We start from the raw sequence: 16,394 nt of genomic DNA, 5'->3' as shown, positions 1-16,394 counted from the left end.
GATTGCAAAATTTAGCGGTGACACGTCGTCTAGGTCTGTGACGTCTTCGTGCGATAAATCACTGCCAGTACGCGAGAGTCTCCGTTGAGGCTTCGCCCGCGGTGAGGTGTCCGCGAATCGAAGTACACACTATCTCCCGGAGCAAGTATCCAAGTTTGTGGCCGACCACCGATTACTGCTTCAAACTCCACCTCGCCTTCCAATACGAAAAGGAATTCTTCTCCGTCATGTTCAAAACGAACTTCACGTTCAATTTGTGATGGGAACACCATAATAAACGGCTCCATCTGCTTGTGTCGTCGCTTGTGAGCTAAGGCGGTGTAGTCGTATCCAAACGAAGAGGCTCCCTTAATGACTGATTCTCGTTGCCATGACCGGACAATGCAGACAGGGGAATCTATTTCTTCTGTTTCCGGCTCCAATAAAGCAGAAAGATCCGTATCCAAAACCTGCGCAATTTTGACTAAGGTCCCGATGGGAGGAATCACTTTAGAGTTTTCAATCTTGGACAAGTAGCCCTTGGTAAAACCCGTTTCTAAGGCGAGTTTGTCCTGGGTAAAACCTCGTGAAGTTCTGAGTTTTGAAATTCTTCCTCCAAGTTGAATTTCAATACTTGACGCACTGTCCTGTTTGTCTGCTTTCTTGCTTGTCATTCTGAATGTCTTGAATGTTGAAAGGGGAGCGCACTCATGTTTGCGCTGCGAGCGACAGTGTACTCCATGATACGTGCGGTCTCAGCAGCTGTTTCAGCGTCAAATATCTTCTCAAGAATGTATAGAGTTGTATCTATGCATAGCGTAACTCCGCCGCCAGTGATGACGCGTCCGTTGTCGATCACGGAACCTTCGACCACCTTAATACTGTCGTAATTCTTTTGCATAAGATTTATCGGCGGGTATTCGGGCTCAACAACGGCGCGTTTTGTGGTGGCAGTTTTGCCGTCTAGAACCCCGCTTGCGGCGAGAATCATGGCGCCGGTGCATACCGATGCAATAAGGGAGGTCACAGCTGCGTGCTTGAGGTAAAGAAGCGTAGTCTGGTTTTTAGCTTGCTCAACCCAGCCTGGACCGCCGGTAACAATCAGCACGTCCACCTCTGGTGCATCTTCAATTCCGAAATCTGCTTGCACCACCAACCCATTTGAAAACAGTACATTGCCTCGTTTGGGTGCAATCGTGCAGATTTCGATTTCTGGCTTTATGCGTTTTGCCATCGACAGTACTCCATACGTCGCCAAGTCGACGGGCTCTACGCCTTCATAGATAAAAACACCGAATTTCATGCATTTCTCCTTATTTAAATAAGTGCTTCAATATGAAACATAATGCCACAAATGTTTCATGGCATGAAACATGCAGTAATGACTAAGTCGGCAAAATATAGAATCCTATAGGTAAATTAGTGCACTTAATTAAAGCACGATAAAAATTAAACATTTTTTTACAAAAAATGTTTCCTAATATGAGCACATATTTATGCCGTTTATTTTCCCAATCACTTTTTCATTAAGGAAATGAGCATGGCATTCAACGCAAGCGCAACTGCCTCTACCGTAAATCCGCGGGCAGAAAAGCAAAAAATCAGGTCGGTGGTCTTCGCAAGTGCGATAGGTACCATTATCGAGTGGTATGACTTTCTTATCTACGGTATGGCCGCAGCATTGGTTTTTAATAAATTGTTCTTCCCCAATATCGACCCCTTGTTAGGAACGCTCGCCGCACTGGGTAGCTACGCGGTAGGTTTCCTGGCACGACCGTTGGGCGGCGCAATTTTCGGCCACTATGGGGACCGCATCGGGCGGAAATCGATACTGATGATTACTCTGGCCCTGATGGGTATCGGGACCTTCCTCATTGGTTTGCTACCTACTTACGGCCAAATTGGTATATGGGCGCCTATCTTGTTGATCACCCTGCGCATTATTCAAGGCATAGGACTGGGTGGTGAATGGGGTGGGGCTGCAGTGATGGTGCTGGAACATTCTCCAAAGAACCGTCGAGGTTTTTATGGAAGTCTGGTCCAGGTTGGCTTCCCTCTCGGCCTTGTAATCGCAACGCTGGTGTTTTCCTTCGTATCCAAGATGCCTGAGGCAGACATCTTGAGCTGGGGCTGGCGCATTCCATTTTTGCTTAGCGCCGTACTGATCATTGTCGGCATATTCATCCGCAAGAATGTTGAAGAATCTCCGGTCTTCGAAGACATGAAGATGCGCAAGGCATTATCGAAAAGTCCTGTCATGGACGTCATCCTGAAACATCCGCGTACATTCTTCATCGCCATAGGCTTGAAAATTTCCGAGGTTTCCTGGGTCTACATGCTGACGGTATTCATGGTTGTCTACGCAACCACTACCCTGGGACTGCCGAAGTCGCTGATTCTGGAGGCAATCCTTATTGCTGCCATGGTAGAAATTGTGACCATCCCACTGTTTGGTTATTTGTCTGATGTAATCGGACGTCGACCACTGTATTTCATTGGCGCCTTATTCACGATTGCCTTTGCGTTTCCGCTGTTCTTGTTTATGGAAATGCGCACGCCTGAGGCCGTCATTCTCACCGTTGTTGTTGCCATGAGTATGGGCCACGGCCTGATGTTTGCGCCGGAAGCGACCTACTTCCCGGAACTGTTTGGCGCCAATGTTCGCTATAGCGGTGCATCCTTCGGATTCCAGGTGGCGGCGGCAATCGGCGGTGGTTTGAGTCCGATTATCGCTACAGCTCTGGCCGGATACCTGGGCGGCACTGCCGGCGTCTCCATCATGCTCATCCTGCTGGCGCTCATTACGCTCACGGCTGCGTTCTTTGCTCGCGAAACCAAAAATGAAGCACTCTTGAAGTGATTTTATAAAGGGCCGAAATGCGATTGCATGTTCGGCCGGAATTTTCGTAAAAAATTAAACAAGGATTAATAATGACAAACAAGATAACCATCTCCACTCCAGATGCACCACCAGCTGTTGGGCCTTATGCCCAAGGCACCCAGGCATTGGGATTTGCCTTTTGCTCTGGACAGCTTCCGATTAATCCTGAAACAGGAGCGGTTCCTGAAGGCGTTGAAGCGCAAACCAGGCAGTCACTTTCAAATGTGGCTGCGGTACTGGCAGCAGCGGGAGCCAGCATGGATGATGTTCTGAAAACGACGGTGTTCCTGAAGGACATGAATGACTTCCCTCTGATGAATGCGATTTATGCGACTTACTTCCCCGGCGATCCACCAGCACGTTCGACAATTGAAGTCGCGAGATTGCCAAAAGATGTGCTGGTTGAAGTAGAAGCCATAGCGCTTGCGAAATTGAAGGGAGTCTAAAATGATCCAGTGGTCTGGCGGCAAACTGCTGCACATACACATTGCTCCGTCGGCGTCCTATGAAATGGAGGAGTTGCAGGTAGCGGAACTGATTGCCGGCAAGGGCATTGTCGGGGATCGATACTATAACGGTACCGGTACTTACTCTCCCAAGCCGGATATCCGTGAAGTTACGCTGTTTGATATCGACGTGCTGGATGCGCTGGCGCGCAATGATCCGCCATTACAGGCTGAGGCCATCTTGCTCAAGCCTGAGGACCACAGGCGTAACTTGACAGTGCGCGGCGTCCCTCTTAATCATCTGGTTGGAAAAAGATTCCGTGTCGGTGATGTCATTCTCAAAGGTGGCAGGCTCAATTTTCCCTGCAAGTACCTTGAGGAATTGCTGGGTATGCCGCTGTACCTGCCACTTTATAACCGCTCTGGGTTGAATTGCTCGATTGAAGTTGGCGGATTTATCAAACCTGGTGCAATGATTGAGCCGATAGACGAATAAGGCGTAAATATGACAGCAAGAATTATTATGAAGTTAATGGTGACGGACATCGTGCAAGATACGCCTACCGTCAAAATCTACACATTAAAGCATCTAATCAAGTCCGCCTTACCCAGACAGACTGCTGGCGCGCACGTTGATGTGCGACTCCCGGACGGCAAGATTCGACAGTATTCTCTTTGTGGCAATCCTGCAGACGATACGATTTATAAAATCGCAGTACGCAGAGAAGATTCAGGCCGCGGTGGATCGCGCTGGATGCATGAACAAGTTGACCTCGGCTCTGTCCTGCACGTTACTGCACCAAGAAATAATTTTCCGATTTCCCCAATAGCGACGCGCAATATTTTTATTGCCGGAGGTATAGGCATTACGCCATTCGCTTCCATGGTTATCGAATCGAAGAATGCGAATGTTCCATTCCAGCTTGATTACTGCGTCAGGTCCGCTGCTGATGCACCGTTGCTGACGTTTCTTCAGCAAACAGTGGTGCAGGAGAACTTGCATCTGTGGGCTAGCAATGGAGATGAACGCAGACGTTTTGATGTAAACGAAATTGGCCCCCCTGTGGAAGGGACGCATATTTATTGTTGCGGGCCTGGCAAACTTGTGGATGCGGTGCGGCAGGCAACAGAAAGCTGGCCAGAGAGCCAGGTTCACTTTGAGGTATTTTCCGCAACGCTGGATGAAAATTTCAAGCCTGAACCTTTCGATATAAAGATTGCGTCAACCGGAAATGTCATTCGTGTTGCAGCCAATCAATCTGCGCTGGAGGCGTTGCATCAAAATGGATTCAACGTCGCTACTTCTTGTGGTCTTGGCGTATGTGGGTCCTGCGAATGCGGATACTCGGAGGGTGTTGTAATACACCGAGATTCCATACTAAATGTGTCTGCTAGACAGGACCGAATGATGCCTTGTGTATCGCGAGCGAGAGTCTCAGTAACACTTGAATTGTAGGCGTCATTAAGATTTCGTTATCTAGAAACAGATAACGAAATCTCGTTCAAGAAACTCAAGATGTAAGTCAGAAGCGAGCTGATTTTTCATTTTAAAAATGCTCCATCGAGTTAGCGCACACACTTATTTTTAAAAACGTCCAGAAAGTTCGGCTTCCTCGAACATTAAGTGACGCAGTTGTTGATTTGCTCGCAAAATTAACATTCTGTAATTGACGCTGAAAAAGCGTTTAAAAATGCGTGCAATCGGCCAAAGCAGATATTACTGGTAGTTACTTTCGTATTTGGTACGACTGCCGTACGAAACTCATCTAAAAATAATGCCAAGCGTTGAGTTACGCAACTGCTGAATGTTTGAGGAATTGTAAATATTGCTCGACGCTGCTCTCTAGATCATCGTTAGAAATTCCAAACTCCACTCCATAATACGCAAATACAGGGAGTGGTTTCGCGCTGATGTAATCCATTGTCGATATGAGTGGCCGTAGATAATCAGTGAGAGTGCCTTCGTAACGTCCGTCTTTGGTAAAGTCTATCTCCTTGATTCCGGCAGACACCGCAATGCCAATGCGCTTTCCACTTAGATTTCGTTCATTTTCTTGTCTACCATAGGAGAATTCTTGAGTCAGAACTTCGTCAAACCACATCTTGAGAAGTGGAGGGGTGCTGAACCAGTAGAGAGGAAACTGAAACACAATAACGTCATAATTCAGTAACAGTTTCTGTTCCGCACCGACATCGATCTTCATATCAGGGTAACGATCATAAATCGAATGAACGGTAACAAAATCCAAATTTCTATGTGCCTCTTCAGCCCATCGTTTGTTGACCACAGAATTTTCTATGTCCGGATGGGTAACGATAACGAGTGTCTTGTTGAGTTTCATGATGACCTTCCAAACGAAAAATTGCATACTACTGACGCATAGCGCAGTTGAAAAGTAGGCACTTTTTTGTACCTTGATAACCTACAGGTTCCATATGAAATCTTCTGAATTTAAATTCCCTATTGATGCAACGATCTTTCTGATTGGCGGAAAATGGAAATGCTCAATACTTTGCTATCTCTTCGAACAACCTCACAGAACTGGAGAGTTGCGGAGGGCAATGGCGGACATCTCGCAAAAGGTGCTGACCGAGCAGCTCCGCGAGCTGGAGAGTGATGGCATCATCGAACGTACCGTTTATCCCGAAGTGCCGCCGCGGGTCGAATACAAAATTACCGATTTTGGCTTGTCGCTGGAAAAAATAATCACAGCGATGTGTGATTGGGGGCACGACAATATCGAGACCGTTACTGAAGCTCGTCAACGACGACTAGCTACTACAGCACATCTATTTTCAGAATAAGCAGTGTGTTTGGGAAAATAGAAATGAGAAAGGTCTATGCCAACCGCTGTGGCATAGACCTTTTTGCAAACAGTACTGAATTTAGATCGCACGAACATGTCGCGCACCTAAAAAATCATGTTCAAGTATTAAACTTGTGCCATGCCGCCGTCGACACTCAATTCAATGCCTGCGACGAAGCTACTATCGTCTGACGCAAGAAAGAGGACGGTTGCGGCCACTTCTTCCGGACGTCCCATACGAGCAAGCGGAATCACCCGTTGAATTGGTATGGGTAGCTGTTGATTTGTATTGAAAACTGACCCACGTTTAGAACACAATTCTACTTACCAAAGTGAGTAGGAGATTGGAATGATCGACGTTCTCCGACTTCTCTCAATAAATACGCGTTCAAGCTTTCGCCTGGTTGAAGACTGAGGCAACGAAGTTACGTAAACAACGTCGGACCTTGAAACAGATACACATTGACTTGTGTGCGTTGGGATATGAAGGGCCGTATGACCGGGTCGCAGCCTTCGCTAGACAGTGGAAACTGGATCAGTTAGAGAGGGTCAATTTTGCGAGCAAATCAACAGGATGCGAAATCTCGGAGCGAAATAAGTTCATGGCGAGATGATCGCATGCGCATTGAGAGCAGCGTATCCCGCATTCATGGGATGCAAATTATGGACGCTGATCGCTTTAAGTTATCGCATTGCATTTTCATAAGCGGCCTGTAGCTCGCCAAACACAGAGCGTCTAGGACGTTTTGCGCCGAGATGAAGATGGCGTAACTCAACCATAAAAGCATTCCAAAGCGGCATACCGCCTTTTTCCAGCAGCTCCGCGCGCACGGATAATTCCTTACTAGGGGAAGTATGATGACGCCCCCAAGCCGCCATGTGGGCGAGCAGGGGCACAAGCTGGATGGCTGGTTCAGTTAGGTTATAGATCCCTTTCTGCTTGTGTTCAGGATCAGGGCATCTCGTCAATAGCCCCGCCGCAGCTAGGCGCTTCAACCGGTTCGCGAGAATGTTCGAGGCGATACCTTCCTCACTTTGGGCAAGCAGCTCGCCGTAGCTGCGCCTGTTACCGAACATCACGTCGCGGATGACTATTAAACTCCAACGATCACCCAACTGCTCAAGAGTCAGGTTGATTGGACAGCCTGATCGATTTGTCTGCGGCACGGCCGATCTCCTTAGTCAGGTACTTGCAATATGAAAGACATAAGAATATGCTACAACCACTTGCAAACTACAAGTGGTTAAATATGTCACTCATTCTCTACGGTCATCCCTTCTCCTCATACACGCAGAAAGTGCTTGTCGCATTGTATGAGAACAGCACCCCTTTCGAATTTCTCTGTCTGGGGCCAGAAACGCCGCAGCACTCGGTCGAGTGGCTGAGACGCTGGCCGCTACGCAAGTTCCCCTTGCTGGTGGACGGCGAGCGCAGCGTAGCAGAGACCAGCATTATTATCGAGTACCTGCAGCTCGTGCATCCCGGGCCAGTGCACCTGTTACCCGCCGATCGGATGGCTGCGCTTGACGTGCGTTTTCTCGACCGGTTCTTCGACCTGCATGTGATGAGTCCAGTACAGCATGCGGTAGGCGGTGCGCTGACGGGTGATCCTGTGAAGCGCCAGGAAGAATTGGCGCTTGCTGTGGAAAAGTTGGAGCGCGCCTATGCGTGGCTTGAAGGACAGCTTGCCGGCAAAACTTGGGCCGCAGGTGCGGACTTCACACTCGCGGACTGTGCAGCCGCGCCCTCGCTGTTTTATGCGGATTGGACGCATCAGATTTCTGAGGCGTTTCCAGTGCTACTCGGATACCGTGCGAGGTTACTTGCCCGCCCGTCCTTTGCACGGGCAGTGGACGAGGCGCGCTATTTCCGTCCGTACTTTCCTCTTGGAGCGCCTGACCGAGACTGAAGTAATGCGAGCAACAAGCCCTTGGCGGAGCTTTGATTAAGTTGGCGTTGGGGCAATAGTGGATGTCTCGTCTCGGCCAGAAGCAGTCATTCGCGTTCTTACTGGGGAAGACAAATTTGAGAGCTGAATTCACTTTTGTAACCGACACGTCGACCATGTGCGTTTTCGATGTCGCGTGCATGAGGCATCGCTTGAATGACGATGCGGATTGGTGGTGCACCCCGCAGAGCGAGTTGGAGGAACTTAACTTGGGAAACGTCGCGTTTGTGGGGCTGGGGGGCGATGGAATGTTCTCGGTCACCATTAGGACCACCTACCAACACCGCAGGCCAGCGTTATGCTAAAGGTACCATCGGGGCGGGTATTCGTGGGCGCTGCTGAAGAAGTGACTTCGGATGGGCTAGAGCCAGAAGGCGTGCGTGGTGGGGTCTTTTTGGACGTTGAACGTGGGACTTGTCTATTGTCGGTTCTGCGGATGGGCACTGACGTTTTGCTCTGCTTTGGCGCTGCAAACGGCGCAGCTATCAACGGGTTTGTTTCTCCAATCCGGACATGACAAAGCGCGCGGAAGCAATCGGCCAAGAGATGACATAGAAGAGCTAAGGAGGTTGAGGCGGCAATGAAAGAAAAACTCAGCAAAGATCGCTTGATCCAACTTCTGAGCAAACTTACGCAGCCAGAATCGGATGGATTGTCAGAAGCTGATGCGCGACGCCGTGCTTCTAGATTTTTGCGCGGGTTGCCCTGATCCCTTGAAGGCTCACTGGTTGATCGTCGAATGTCTAGATCCGCTGACTGATCAGGAATTTGTCGATCGCCCTTTAGCGATGCCGCTTAGAGTGATGAGCGATGTCTCGGAATCGGAGTTGCCGAGCGGTCATCGGTTGAGAGCAATTGCCTTGTAGTACCTCTTGTAGCAATGGCCGGTTTGGGGCGTTTGCAGTCACTCGGTGATGTACTCCTGTCGGCAAAGTGCTGAGAAATACGCGTGCGGCTACGACCTGCACTTAGAATGCCGGATTACCCCTTCCTTTCATCAAGCATGGAAACTATCAGCATTCCGCCCGGCAGCATCAATCTCCGCGACGACCGCAAGCAACAGAGCTGGGTGGTCGCGCTGGCGCCCTTTGCTATCGGCAAGTATCCCGTCACGCGGGCGCAATACGCCCAGTTGAGCGGGGGCGCGCCAGAGCCGGGCTCAACAGCCCAGCACCCCGTGGTGAATGTCTCCTGGATCGATGCTGTGCGCTACTGTAATCTGCTGTCATTGTCCCAGGGGTTGGCAGCGTCGTACGCGATCGCAGCCGATGGCCAGGCGGTTACGCTCCTGCCAGAAGCGCGCGGCTATCGGCTTCCCACCGAGGCACAATGGGAGTATGCCTGCCGCGCCGGCACCCGGGAGCCGCGCTACGGCGAACTCGATGACATCGCCTGGTACCGCGGCAATGCTGCGGGCGCGTCCCAGCCGGTCGGCCTCAAAGCGGCGAACGCCTGGGGGCTGCATGACATGCTGGGCAATGTGTGGGAATGGTGTCAAGACCTGTACGACCCCGAGGTGTACGGCGAGTACCGGGTCTTTCGCGGCGGGGGCTGGGACGATCTGGAGCGCGGCTGCCTGGTCACCAACCGGCGCCGCAGCCATCCGACCTTCGCCATCGATGACCTGGGTTTCCGAGTCGCGCGCCCGGCTTGAAGGGCCGCTTCACGCCCTGAGTTATCGGTCAGGAGGACGCAAGGCTGAGCCCGGTTCAAACGTCGGCTTTGGGGTGAGAGCAGACGTCCTCTATCGGCCAATAGCGGACAGTCACATATGTTGTAAAGCTAACTTTATCTACGAACTTAATTTCTGACCGACGTGTTCAGCGAAAGCCTTGACCTTGGCCGAGTGTCGACGTTCCCGTGGACTCACGAGTTGAATCGGTATGGGTAGCGTTTCCCAGTCTGGGAGTATCCGCTGAACCTCGCCGCTAGCCAATTCTTTTTCAAAGAGCCAAGTTGGCGAATAAGTGATACCCATGCCGCCCAGTATTGACGCTCTGATGACTTCACTACTATTGGTTTGTAGATTGCCTTCAACCCGAACGATACGTGTAGTTCCTATTGCATCTGGAGCTCCGGGACCCGCCTTAAAGTTCCAGGTATTTCGCATTGCCAGCTCCGTGTAGACGATGCAATTGTGTTCCGACAAATCGTCCGGAGTAATAGGGGTTTTAGTCCCCTTTGGTAAAGATCTTAAATAGCTGCGATGAGCCATCAGCATCCGAGAGGCTGTTCCCACGCGCCGTGCTATCAAGCTGCTGTCAGGTAGGTCGCCAAGACGTACCGCCACATCTATCCCTTGTTCCACGAGGTCTATAAAACCGTCATGCAGACGCAAATCAATCTTGACTCCACGATGCTCAGCGAGAAACGACTGTACCAATGGCATGAGTTTGAGACGTCCGAAGCCTACAGACGCAGCAATCCTTAACCAACCTGTTAGCTGTTGCTCGCCTCGCTGGAGTTCACCTTCTGCTTCGGAAATCTCTGCAATTAAACGTCGTAATTGTTCAAAGTAGCGTTCGCCTTCTTCAGTCAGTGCGAGCGAGCGTGTGGTTCTCGTCAGCAGCCGCACTCCCAGTTCCCGCTCCAACGCGGCTACCTGTTTGCTTACTGCGCTTTGCGTCGTATCTGACTCGTGGGCCACTGCCGAAAAGCTTCCTGCCTCGACCACTCGCACAAAAACTTTCATTGCCTGAAGCTTGTCCATTTATGCCTTATATATTCCTAATTGGAATTAGTTATATGAGCATACTCCATCTATATCTTTTTTCGGGAATCAATCAAAGTTCAGGCATCGCAAAACGCGATACCAACCAGAGGAGCAATGAAATGAATACACCTACCGTTCTTATTACCGGAGCATTAACAGGAATTGGTCGCGCGACCGCTTTCGCATTCGCTCGTGAGGGATATCGCGTTGCAGTAAGTGGTCGCCGTGAAGAAGCCGGCAATGCGCTTGCCGCAGAACTTCGTGCACTAGGCAACGAAGCAGAGTTTTTGCTCGCAGATGTGCGTTTCGAAGCGGACGTACGCAATTTAGTCGAACAAACAGTTGTACGCTTTGGTCGCATTGATGTGGCGGTTAACAACGCAGGTACTGAAGGCCAGCTGGCACCGATCGTCGAGCAGTCGGCGGCCAACTATGCAGAAACCTTTGGGGTCAACGTGCTGGGCACGATGCTTTCGCTCAAGCATGAGATGCGCGTGATGTTAGCGCAAGGGTCGGGCTCAATCATCAATCTTTCGTCAGTTGCGGGAAAGGTTGGTATTGCGGGCGCATCGGTCTACGTGGCTAGTAAGCACGCAGTCGAAGGACTCACAAAAAGTGCAGCACTCGAGGGTGCTGCTGCCGGTGTGCGCGTCAACGCCGTAGCACCTGGTCCCGTCGCCACCGAAATGCTTGACCGCTTCGTCGGCGGCAGTGAAGAGAACAAGGCGGGCTTCCTTGCCACGATACCAGCAGGTCGTGCCGCTACTCCGGATGAAATCGCACAGACCATCGTGTTTCTCGCAAGCGACAAGGTGAGTTACCTCACCGGACAGAGCATTGCTGTCGACGGTGGCCATACAGCACAATAACCCAATGCCATCGACTTGCTTTCGACAAACAAAACTCTTAGATGAACAAGATGACATTTTCTAACTTTGGTATCGGCTCGCGATTAGAGATTGGTTTCTTTTTTGTCCTTGTATTGATGGGAGCGTTAACGGTGACAGGACTGCTGGGCATGGGAGGTATTCATGATCGCCTTAATACGATCGTCGAAGACAACGTCGACAAAATGAATCTTCTCCAGGACATGTCTGAATCGGTCCATATAGTTTTGAAAGTAATGGGACTTTAGTTCTCGCGCAAGAAAAAAGTAACATTCAAAAAGAATTTCAGAAAATTCTAGACGCACGAAAAAAATATGACGCAGCATCGGAGACGCGAGATTGAGGTGACGCCCACCGACGAAACAGGCAAGTTGCTCGGTGCGTTGAGGGAAATGAATGGCAATTTGGTGCGTATCGTGAGTCAAGCAAGAACCGGTACTGAGACGATTGCGATGGCATCCAACCAAATTGCATCAGGCAATCTTGATCTTTCATCACAAACGGAAGAGCAAGCTTCTTCGCTGGAGGAAACAGCATCCTCTATGGAGCAACTCACGTCGACCGTCAAACAGAATGCGGACAACGCTCGTCAAGCAAACCAATTAGCAGTTGCAGCATCGACAACCGCCAGTCGAGGAGTGAATGTAGTCAACGAAGTAGTCGAAACCATGGCATTCATTCAAACGTCAGCTCAGAAAATCGCGGACATCATTGCGGTGATTAATGGAATCGCCTTTCAAACGAATATTCTTGCATTAAATGCAGCTGTTGAAGCAGCACGTGCTGGTGAACAAGGAAGAGGATTTGCAGTCGTTGCAGGTGAGGTAAGAAGTTTGGCGCAACGTTCCGCAGTTGCAGCCAAGAATATTCGCATCCTCATTGCTGATTCAGTTGAGAAAGTCGAGGCTGGCAAGACAATGGGTGAAATTGCGAGAAGCGCAAAGCAGGTACTGACATCATGAGTGAAATCGCAGCTGCATCCGAGGAGCAAAGTGCGGGGATACATGAAATCAATCAGGCAGTTGCCCAGATGGACCAGGTTACGCAACAAAATGCCGCGCTGGTTGAAGAAGCGGCTGCAGCAGCTGAATCATTGAAAGAGCAGGCAATCGCTTTAGCTAATGTCGTGAGCGTCTTCCGGTTAAATAGAATGCATTCGAAACACATGCCGGCAAGCACGGTTGAGTGGACTGTGTTTCCAAAGGCATTACCGTTACCTACATAAAAATATAAATATTTAAGTCATTAGGTACTAAAGCTTTCCTTGGCGGTAAGTTTTAAGTGTGGTCCACGGCAATACTCCGAGAGAACTGCACGCCAACAGCTACAACTGAATCAATGCCGTGGCTTGATACAGAGTTTTGCGATATTTGGCTTTCATGATGTTGCGCTTTTCATCCTTTTCAAAGAAATCACTAGCACGCAAAATATAGTGCACGTCATGATAGCGATAGCGGTTTGCTTGGACGTCGGAAAAACAATGAACGTGAATCCGTGCCCCTTCACGATTGCTGAGAAGCTAGATACGCAAAACGGCATGAAGAAGAATCGGCATACCTGCCATTTTCCGAGGTTGGTCGGTGTAAAGGGAAAACCGGTGGTGCTGAAAAGCAGGCCGAAACCCATCATAGTGCCAATACCGAGCGAAGTTAACCACAGTGTGGGCGAGGGATCGAAATACCAGGCGATGGCAAGGCTGTACCAGATGAAATAGCACCAAAGAACAGCGCGGCCCAACGATAACCGCGATAAATAATCGATCATGGAAGCTGAGGCGACAACGCCGATAGGTCGGGGGGACCGGTATGCGACATGCCGCAGCTAGCGGCAACGGCATGTCAACCGGACGGATGGTCAGGCGGTGCGCAGAGCGTCGTGCTGTTCCACCAACATGTCTGCCATCGTTTGAAGGCTTGGCGCAGTGTATGTGGGCCGTGTGCCCATTTCGTCAAACACTGAGTTGCGCCGATTTACCCAACACACAGGGAAGCCGAAATGTGCCGCCGCTGTTGCATCCCATGCATTTGACGAAACAAAAAGGATGTTCTCGCGCGGTAGCCCCATACGGCTTTCGGCCAATGCATAGACTTTTGAATGCGGTTTGAAGACCTGTACAGATTCAACACTTATTAATTGGTCAAACGCCCAGCCTAATCCCGAGTTTTCTACCACTTGCGAAATGGAAGCGGTGGAGCCGTTGGAGATGATTCCCAAAGGGAAGCCGGCGTCATGCAGGCGGCGCAGAGCGCCTGGCGTGTCAGGATGTGGTTGGAGGCGCAAGTAAGCATCACTGAGGCGGCGGTGCAATGTCTCGTCGAGCTTCAGCCCGAGGTGTCCGCAGGCGTAGCGCAACGCATCTTCGGTCGCGTTTTCGAAATTCACATAGCGATCCATCAGGCTGCGCAGCCAAGTGTATTCCAGCTGCTTTTGCCGCCACAATGTGGCAATGGCGTCGCCCATATTGGGATAGGCTTCTTCGCACGCGGTGCTGACGGACTGCACATCGTACAAGGTGCCATAAAGGTCGAAGACGATGCTCTGGATATTTTTCATTTACTGCTCTCCTTAATAATATTGCGGCCCCTGAGCCGCAGCTGAATAAAAATGGACGATTAGTGAATTTCTGCGCCGGTTTGTGCGTGATATAAAACCTCTTCGAAGCGTTCTTCATTGGCCAGATCACGACCGCCGAGGAAGGTGCCCACCACTGCCCCCAGCAAGCCAAGTGGCAGGCTGAGGATGGTTGGATTCACGATCGGGAAAATCGCTGCCTTGCCCATGAATGCGGGGCCGATAAACGCCAGCCCTGCAGCAGATACGAGGCCGACTGTGATGCCGCCGATGACGCCAGCAGTATTGAAACGCCGCCAGAATAGCGACAACACAATGACCGGAAAATTTGCCGACGCCGCGATGGAAATGGCGAGAATCACCAGCACAGCGACGTTCACGCCTTCAGCCAGCAACCCGAGCGCCGTAGCGATGGCGCCGATAGCCAAGGTTGAGAGTTTTGCCACGCGCACTTGGTCGGCTTCACTGACCTTGCCTTGCCGGATCACATTCACGTAGAGGTCGTGCGCCACGGTGCCGGATGTTGCCAAGGTCAGGCCTGCCACCACTGCGAGGATGGTCGCAAAGGCGACCGCGCAGACGATCGCGAGGAATATCTCGCCACCGATTGAACCAGCGCCGCCACCCAAGGTTTGTGCCAGAAGCGGTAAGGCAAGGTTGCCGCCTTTGTCGACTGCGCGAATCGCATCCTGACCAACGAAGATCGCTGCGGCAAAGCCGATGAGCGTCGTGGCAAGGAAGAACGAACCTGCCAAGAACATCAGCCAGATGACCGACTTGCGTGCAGTCTTCGCGTCAGGCACCGTAAAGAACCGCGTCATGATGTGTGGCAGGCCTGCAGTGCCCACGATCAGACTGAGTGAAAGGGAGAACGCGTCTAGTGGATGCTTCAGGTAATTGCCAGGCGCGAGCATCTGCAGACCGTATTTGTCTTCCGCAATCGAGAACAGCTTAAGCGGGTTAAATCCAACTTCCGCTAACAGCCACGTCACTAGTACAGTGGCCGTGGCCAACAACAGTACAGCCTTGATGATTTGTACCCAAGTGGTGGCGATCATGCCGCCGAAGCGCACGTACACCACCATGCCGATGCCGACAAAAATAACGGCGGTGGAGTAGGGGACACCGAGCAGCAGTTTCATCAGTGCGCCAGCGCCTGCCAATTGCGGAATCATGTAGGCGAGATTGACGATCGCCGTGCCGACGACAGCAGCGAGCCGCGCTTGCGGGCGTTGCATGCGATAGGCGATCACATCACCCAACGTGTAGCGCCCGGTATTGCGAATCGGTTCCGCCACAACCATCAAGATTAGAAGGAAGGCCGCAAGTGCCGAAACGGCATAAAGCGATCCGTCCATGCCGTACAAGGCAGTCAGGCCAGTGAAGCCGAGGAAAGCCGCGGCACTCATCCAGTCGCCAGCAAGGGCAAAGCCGTTTTCTTTGGCCGACAGGTTACCGCCAGCCGCATAAAACTCACTGGTAGTGTTGGTACGCCGAGCGGCCCAATAAGTAACTACCAGTGTGAGAGAGAGGATCAATACGAAAATTCCAAAAGTAAGGAGCTTCATGATTGATTGCTCCCTTTAGGCTCGGCATCCATGATCGCTGCTACCTTTTTGTCGAAGATCTGATTGGCCGCCCTCACATATAAAACGGCAGTCACCCAGCAGACCAAATAGGCTACTAGGATGAGAAGGAACCCGATGTTGAAGGATCCAGCCAGCTTGGTGGACATCAGCGGCTTGGCGAATCCGGCGAGCAACGTGAGGCAGAAAAAGAACCCTAGGCTGACTACTAGGAGAGGGGCCACGATGCGTTTCTTTGTCTGTACTAAGTCGCGGAATCCAGGCGAACTACAAGATTGCCGGCGTAGGGTGTGACGGGAAGCGCTGAGAAGTTCGCGTTCCTTGAGTACCAAGTTTGCAGCCATTTTCGTGTCTCCTGATATGAAGTTATGCCTCTCGTGCCTCTAACGGGCGACTGATAGCACTTTTCTTTAGCATCCTTCGTGCCAAATATTCAAGTAATTGATTTATAAGGAAAAAACTAAAAATTAAGCAGAATTTTGGACGAAAATACTAAATTCTGAGTCATATATGAATCGATTTGATTCATTTTAGAATCAGTTTGGCTTATATAGATCATTTCTGTTTACAACTAA

The 16,394-nt window shown here is 50.7% G+C and carries 19 protein-coding genes and 4 pseudogenes; 13 read left to right on the top strand and 10 right to left on the bottom strand.

Annotated features, from left to right (window positions below; genetic code table 11):
• Positions 1-29: 29 nt before the first annotated feature.
• Together ACFQO0_RS09870 and ACFQO0_RS09865 are read right to left on the bottom strand one after the other, a co-directional pair.
• On the bottom strand, positions 30-653 hold the full coding sequence (locus ACFQO0_RS09870) for a helix-turn-helix domain-containing protein (protein WP_012078748.1): 624 nt from the start codon (positions 651-653) through the stop codon (positions 30-32).
• Positions 650-1,282, bottom strand: coding sequence for a DJ-1/PfpI family protein (locus ACFQO0_RS09865; RefSeq protein WP_012078749.1), 633 nt, complete (start codon positions 1,280-1,282; stop codon positions 650-652). Before ACFQO0_RS09865 ends, ACFQO0_RS09870 begins: the two co-directional genes overlap by 4 nt.
• A 237-nt stretch (positions 1,283-1,519) precedes the next feature.
• On the opposite strand from ACFQO0_RS09865, the gene ACFQO0_RS09860 reads away from it, so the two are divergent.
• The 4 genes from ACFQO0_RS09860 (at position 1,520) to ACFQO0_RS09845 (ending at position 4,762) form a co-directional block, all read left to right on the top strand.
• Positions 1,520-2,839, top strand: a complete 1,320-nt coding sequence (locus tag ACFQO0_RS09860; protein WP_012078750.1) for an MFS transporter — start codon at positions 1,520-1,522, stop codon at positions 2,837-2,839.
• Between the two features lie 71 nt (positions 2,840-2,910).
• Positions 2,911-3,306 (top strand): Rid family detoxifying hydrolase, encoded by a 396-nt coding sequence (locus ACFQO0_RS09855; RefSeq protein ID WP_012078751.1) that lies wholly within the window; start codon positions 2,911-2,913, stop codon positions 3,304-3,306.
• Position 3,307: 1 nt separating this feature from the next.
• Positions 3,308-3,802 carry an MOSC domain-containing protein gene (locus ACFQO0_RS09850; RefSeq protein WP_012078752.1) on the top strand — a complete coding sequence of 165 codons (495 nt, stop codon included), beginning with the start codon at positions 3,308-3,310 and terminating at the stop codon, positions 3,800-3,802.
• Between the two features lie 9 nt (positions 3,803-3,811).
• Positions 3,812-4,762 (top strand): PDR/VanB family oxidoreductase, encoded by a 951-nt coding sequence (locus tag ACFQO0_RS09845; RefSeq protein WP_041296385.1) that lies wholly within the window; start codon positions 3,812-3,814, stop codon positions 4,760-4,762.
• Between the two features lie 334 nt (positions 4,763-5,096).
• On the opposite strand, the gene ACFQO0_RS09840 is transcribed toward ACFQO0_RS09845, so the two are convergent.
• Positions 5,097-5,648 carry an NAD(P)H-dependent oxidoreductase gene (locus ACFQO0_RS09840; protein ID WP_012078754.1) on the bottom strand — a complete coding sequence of 184 codons (552 nt, stop codon included), beginning with the start codon at positions 5,646-5,648 and terminating at the stop codon, positions 5,097-5,099.
• Between the two features lie 94 nt (positions 5,649-5,742).
• Between ACFQO0_RS09840 and ACFQO0_RS09835 the strand changes: the two genes are divergently transcribed.
• Entirely contained in the window at positions 5,743-6,111 is a 369-nt protein-coding gene (locus tag ACFQO0_RS09835) for a winged helix-turn-helix transcriptional regulator (RefSeq protein WP_012078755.1), read from the top strand.
• A 128-nt stretch (positions 6,112-6,239) separates the two neighbouring features.
• Here the strand turns inward: ACFQO0_RS09835 and ACFQO0_RS09830 are convergent.
• A pseudogene (locus ACFQO0_RS09830) lies at positions 6,240-6,374 on the bottom strand (SDR family oxidoreductase); the annotation flags it as partial.
• A gap of 93 nt (positions 6,375-6,467) precedes the next feature.
• On the opposite strand from ACFQO0_RS09830, the pseudogene ACFQO0_RS09825 reads away from it, so the two are divergent.
• Positions 6,468-6,640, top strand: a pseudogene (locus ACFQO0_RS09825) (IS21 family transposase); the annotation flags it as partial.
• 157 nt (positions 6,641-6,797) lie between these two features.
• On the opposite strand, the gene ACFQO0_RS09820 reads toward ACFQO0_RS09825, so the two are convergent.
• The gene (locus ACFQO0_RS09820) at positions 6,798-7,280 is read right to left on the bottom strand and encodes a winged helix-turn-helix transcriptional regulator (protein WP_012078756.1); all 483 of its coding nucleotides are present in this window, start codon (positions 7,278-7,280) and stop codon (positions 6,798-6,800) included.
• Between the two features lie 83 nt (positions 7,281-7,363).
• Here ACFQO0_RS09820 and ACFQO0_RS09815 point away from each other — a divergent pair, with 83 nt between their 5' ends.
• The 4 genes and pseudogenes from ACFQO0_RS09815 to ACFQO0_RS09805 all read left to right on the top strand — a co-directional run bounded on the left by ACFQO0_RS09815 (position 7,364) and on the right by ACFQO0_RS09805 (position 9,716).
• Positions 7,364-8,023 (top strand): glutathione S-transferase family protein, encoded by a 660-nt coding sequence (locus ACFQO0_RS09815; RefSeq protein ID WP_041296861.1) that lies wholly within the window; start codon positions 7,364-7,366, stop codon positions 8,021-8,023.
• A gap of 62 nt (positions 8,024-8,085) precedes the next feature.
• Positions 8,086-8,367 carry a DUF6386 family protein gene (locus ACFQO0_RS16925; RefSeq protein WP_049831491.1) on the top strand — a complete coding sequence of 94 codons (282 nt, stop codon included), beginning with the start codon at positions 8,086-8,088 and terminating at the stop codon, positions 8,365-8,367.
• Positions 8,349-8,579, top strand: a pseudogene (locus tag ACFQO0_RS16920) (DUF6386 family protein); the annotation flags it as partial. The gene ACFQO0_RS16925 and the pseudogene ACFQO0_RS16920, both read left to right, overlap by 19 nt.
• A 486-nt stretch (positions 8,580-9,065) precedes the next feature.
• On the top strand, positions 9,066-9,716 hold the full coding sequence (locus ACFQO0_RS09805) for a formylglycine-generating enzyme family protein (RefSeq protein ID WP_012078758.1): 651 nt from the start codon (positions 9,066-9,068) through the stop codon (positions 9,714-9,716).
• Between the two features lie 138 nt (positions 9,717-9,854).
• On the opposite strand, the gene ACFQO0_RS09800 is transcribed toward ACFQO0_RS09805, so the two are convergent.
• Positions 9,855-10,772 (bottom strand): LysR family transcriptional regulator, encoded by a 918-nt coding sequence (locus tag ACFQO0_RS09800; protein ID WP_012078759.1) that lies wholly within the window; start codon positions 10,770-10,772, stop codon positions 9,855-9,857.
• Between the two features lie 122 nt (positions 10,773-10,894).
• On the opposite strand from ACFQO0_RS09800, the gene ACFQO0_RS09795 reads away from it, so the two are divergent.
• The 3 genes and pseudogenes from ACFQO0_RS09795 to ACFQO0_RS09785 form a co-directional block, all read left to right on the top strand.
• Positions 10,895-11,644: an SDR family NAD(P)-dependent oxidoreductase gene (locus ACFQO0_RS09795; protein ID WP_041296387.1), complete on the top strand. Its 750-nt coding sequence runs from the start codon at positions 10,895-10,897 to the stop codon at positions 11,642-11,644.
• Between the two features lie 41 nt (positions 11,645-11,685).
• A complete protein-coding gene (locus ACFQO0_RS09790) occupies positions 11,686-11,910 on the top strand; it encodes an MCP four helix bundle domain-containing protein (protein ID WP_041296388.1) in 225 nt (74 codons plus the stop codon).
• A gap of 90 nt (positions 11,911-12,000) precedes the next feature.
• Positions 12,001-12,887: pseudogene (locus ACFQO0_RS09785) on the top strand (methyl-accepting chemotaxis protein); the annotation flags it as partial.
• A gap of 152 nt (positions 12,888-13,039) precedes the next feature.
• Here the strand turns inward: ACFQO0_RS09785 and ACFQO0_RS09780 are convergent.
• The 4 genes from ACFQO0_RS09780 to ACFQO0_RS09765 all read right to left on the bottom strand — a co-directional run bounded on the left by ACFQO0_RS09780 (position 13,040) and on the right by ACFQO0_RS09765 (position 16,163).
• A complete protein-coding gene (locus ACFQO0_RS09780) occupies positions 13,040-13,426 on the bottom strand; it encodes a hypothetical protein (RefSeq protein WP_143710531.1) in 387 nt (128 codons plus the stop codon).
• A gap of 90 nt (positions 13,427-13,516) precedes the next feature.
• The gene (locus ACFQO0_RS09775) at positions 13,517-14,215 is read right to left on the bottom strand and encodes a haloacid dehalogenase type II (RefSeq protein WP_012078762.1); all 699 of its coding nucleotides are present in this window, start codon (positions 14,213-14,215) and stop codon (positions 13,517-13,519) included.
• A gap of 59 nt (positions 14,216-14,274) precedes the next feature.
• Positions 14,275-15,801 carry a solute symporter family protein gene (locus ACFQO0_RS09770; RefSeq protein WP_012078763.1) on the bottom strand — a complete coding sequence of 509 codons (1,527 nt, stop codon included), beginning with the start codon at positions 15,799-15,801 and terminating at the stop codon, positions 14,275-14,277.
• Positions 15,798-16,163 (bottom strand): DUF485 domain-containing protein, encoded by a 366-nt coding sequence (locus ACFQO0_RS09765; RefSeq protein WP_012078764.1) that lies wholly within the window; start codon positions 16,161-16,163, stop codon positions 15,798-15,800. Before ACFQO0_RS09765 ends, ACFQO0_RS09770 begins: the two co-directional genes overlap by 4 nt.
• Between the last annotated feature and the right edge of the window lie 231 nt (positions 16,164-16,394).

The sequence above is a fragment of the Herminiimonas aquatilis genome (assembly GCF_042665175.1).
Taxonomy (GTDB): domain Bacteria; phylum Pseudomonadota; class Gammaproteobacteria; order Burkholderiales; family Burkholderiaceae_D; genus Oxalicibacterium; species Oxalicibacterium aquatilis.
This window is presented reverse-complemented; position numbering and strand designations above follow the sequence as displayed.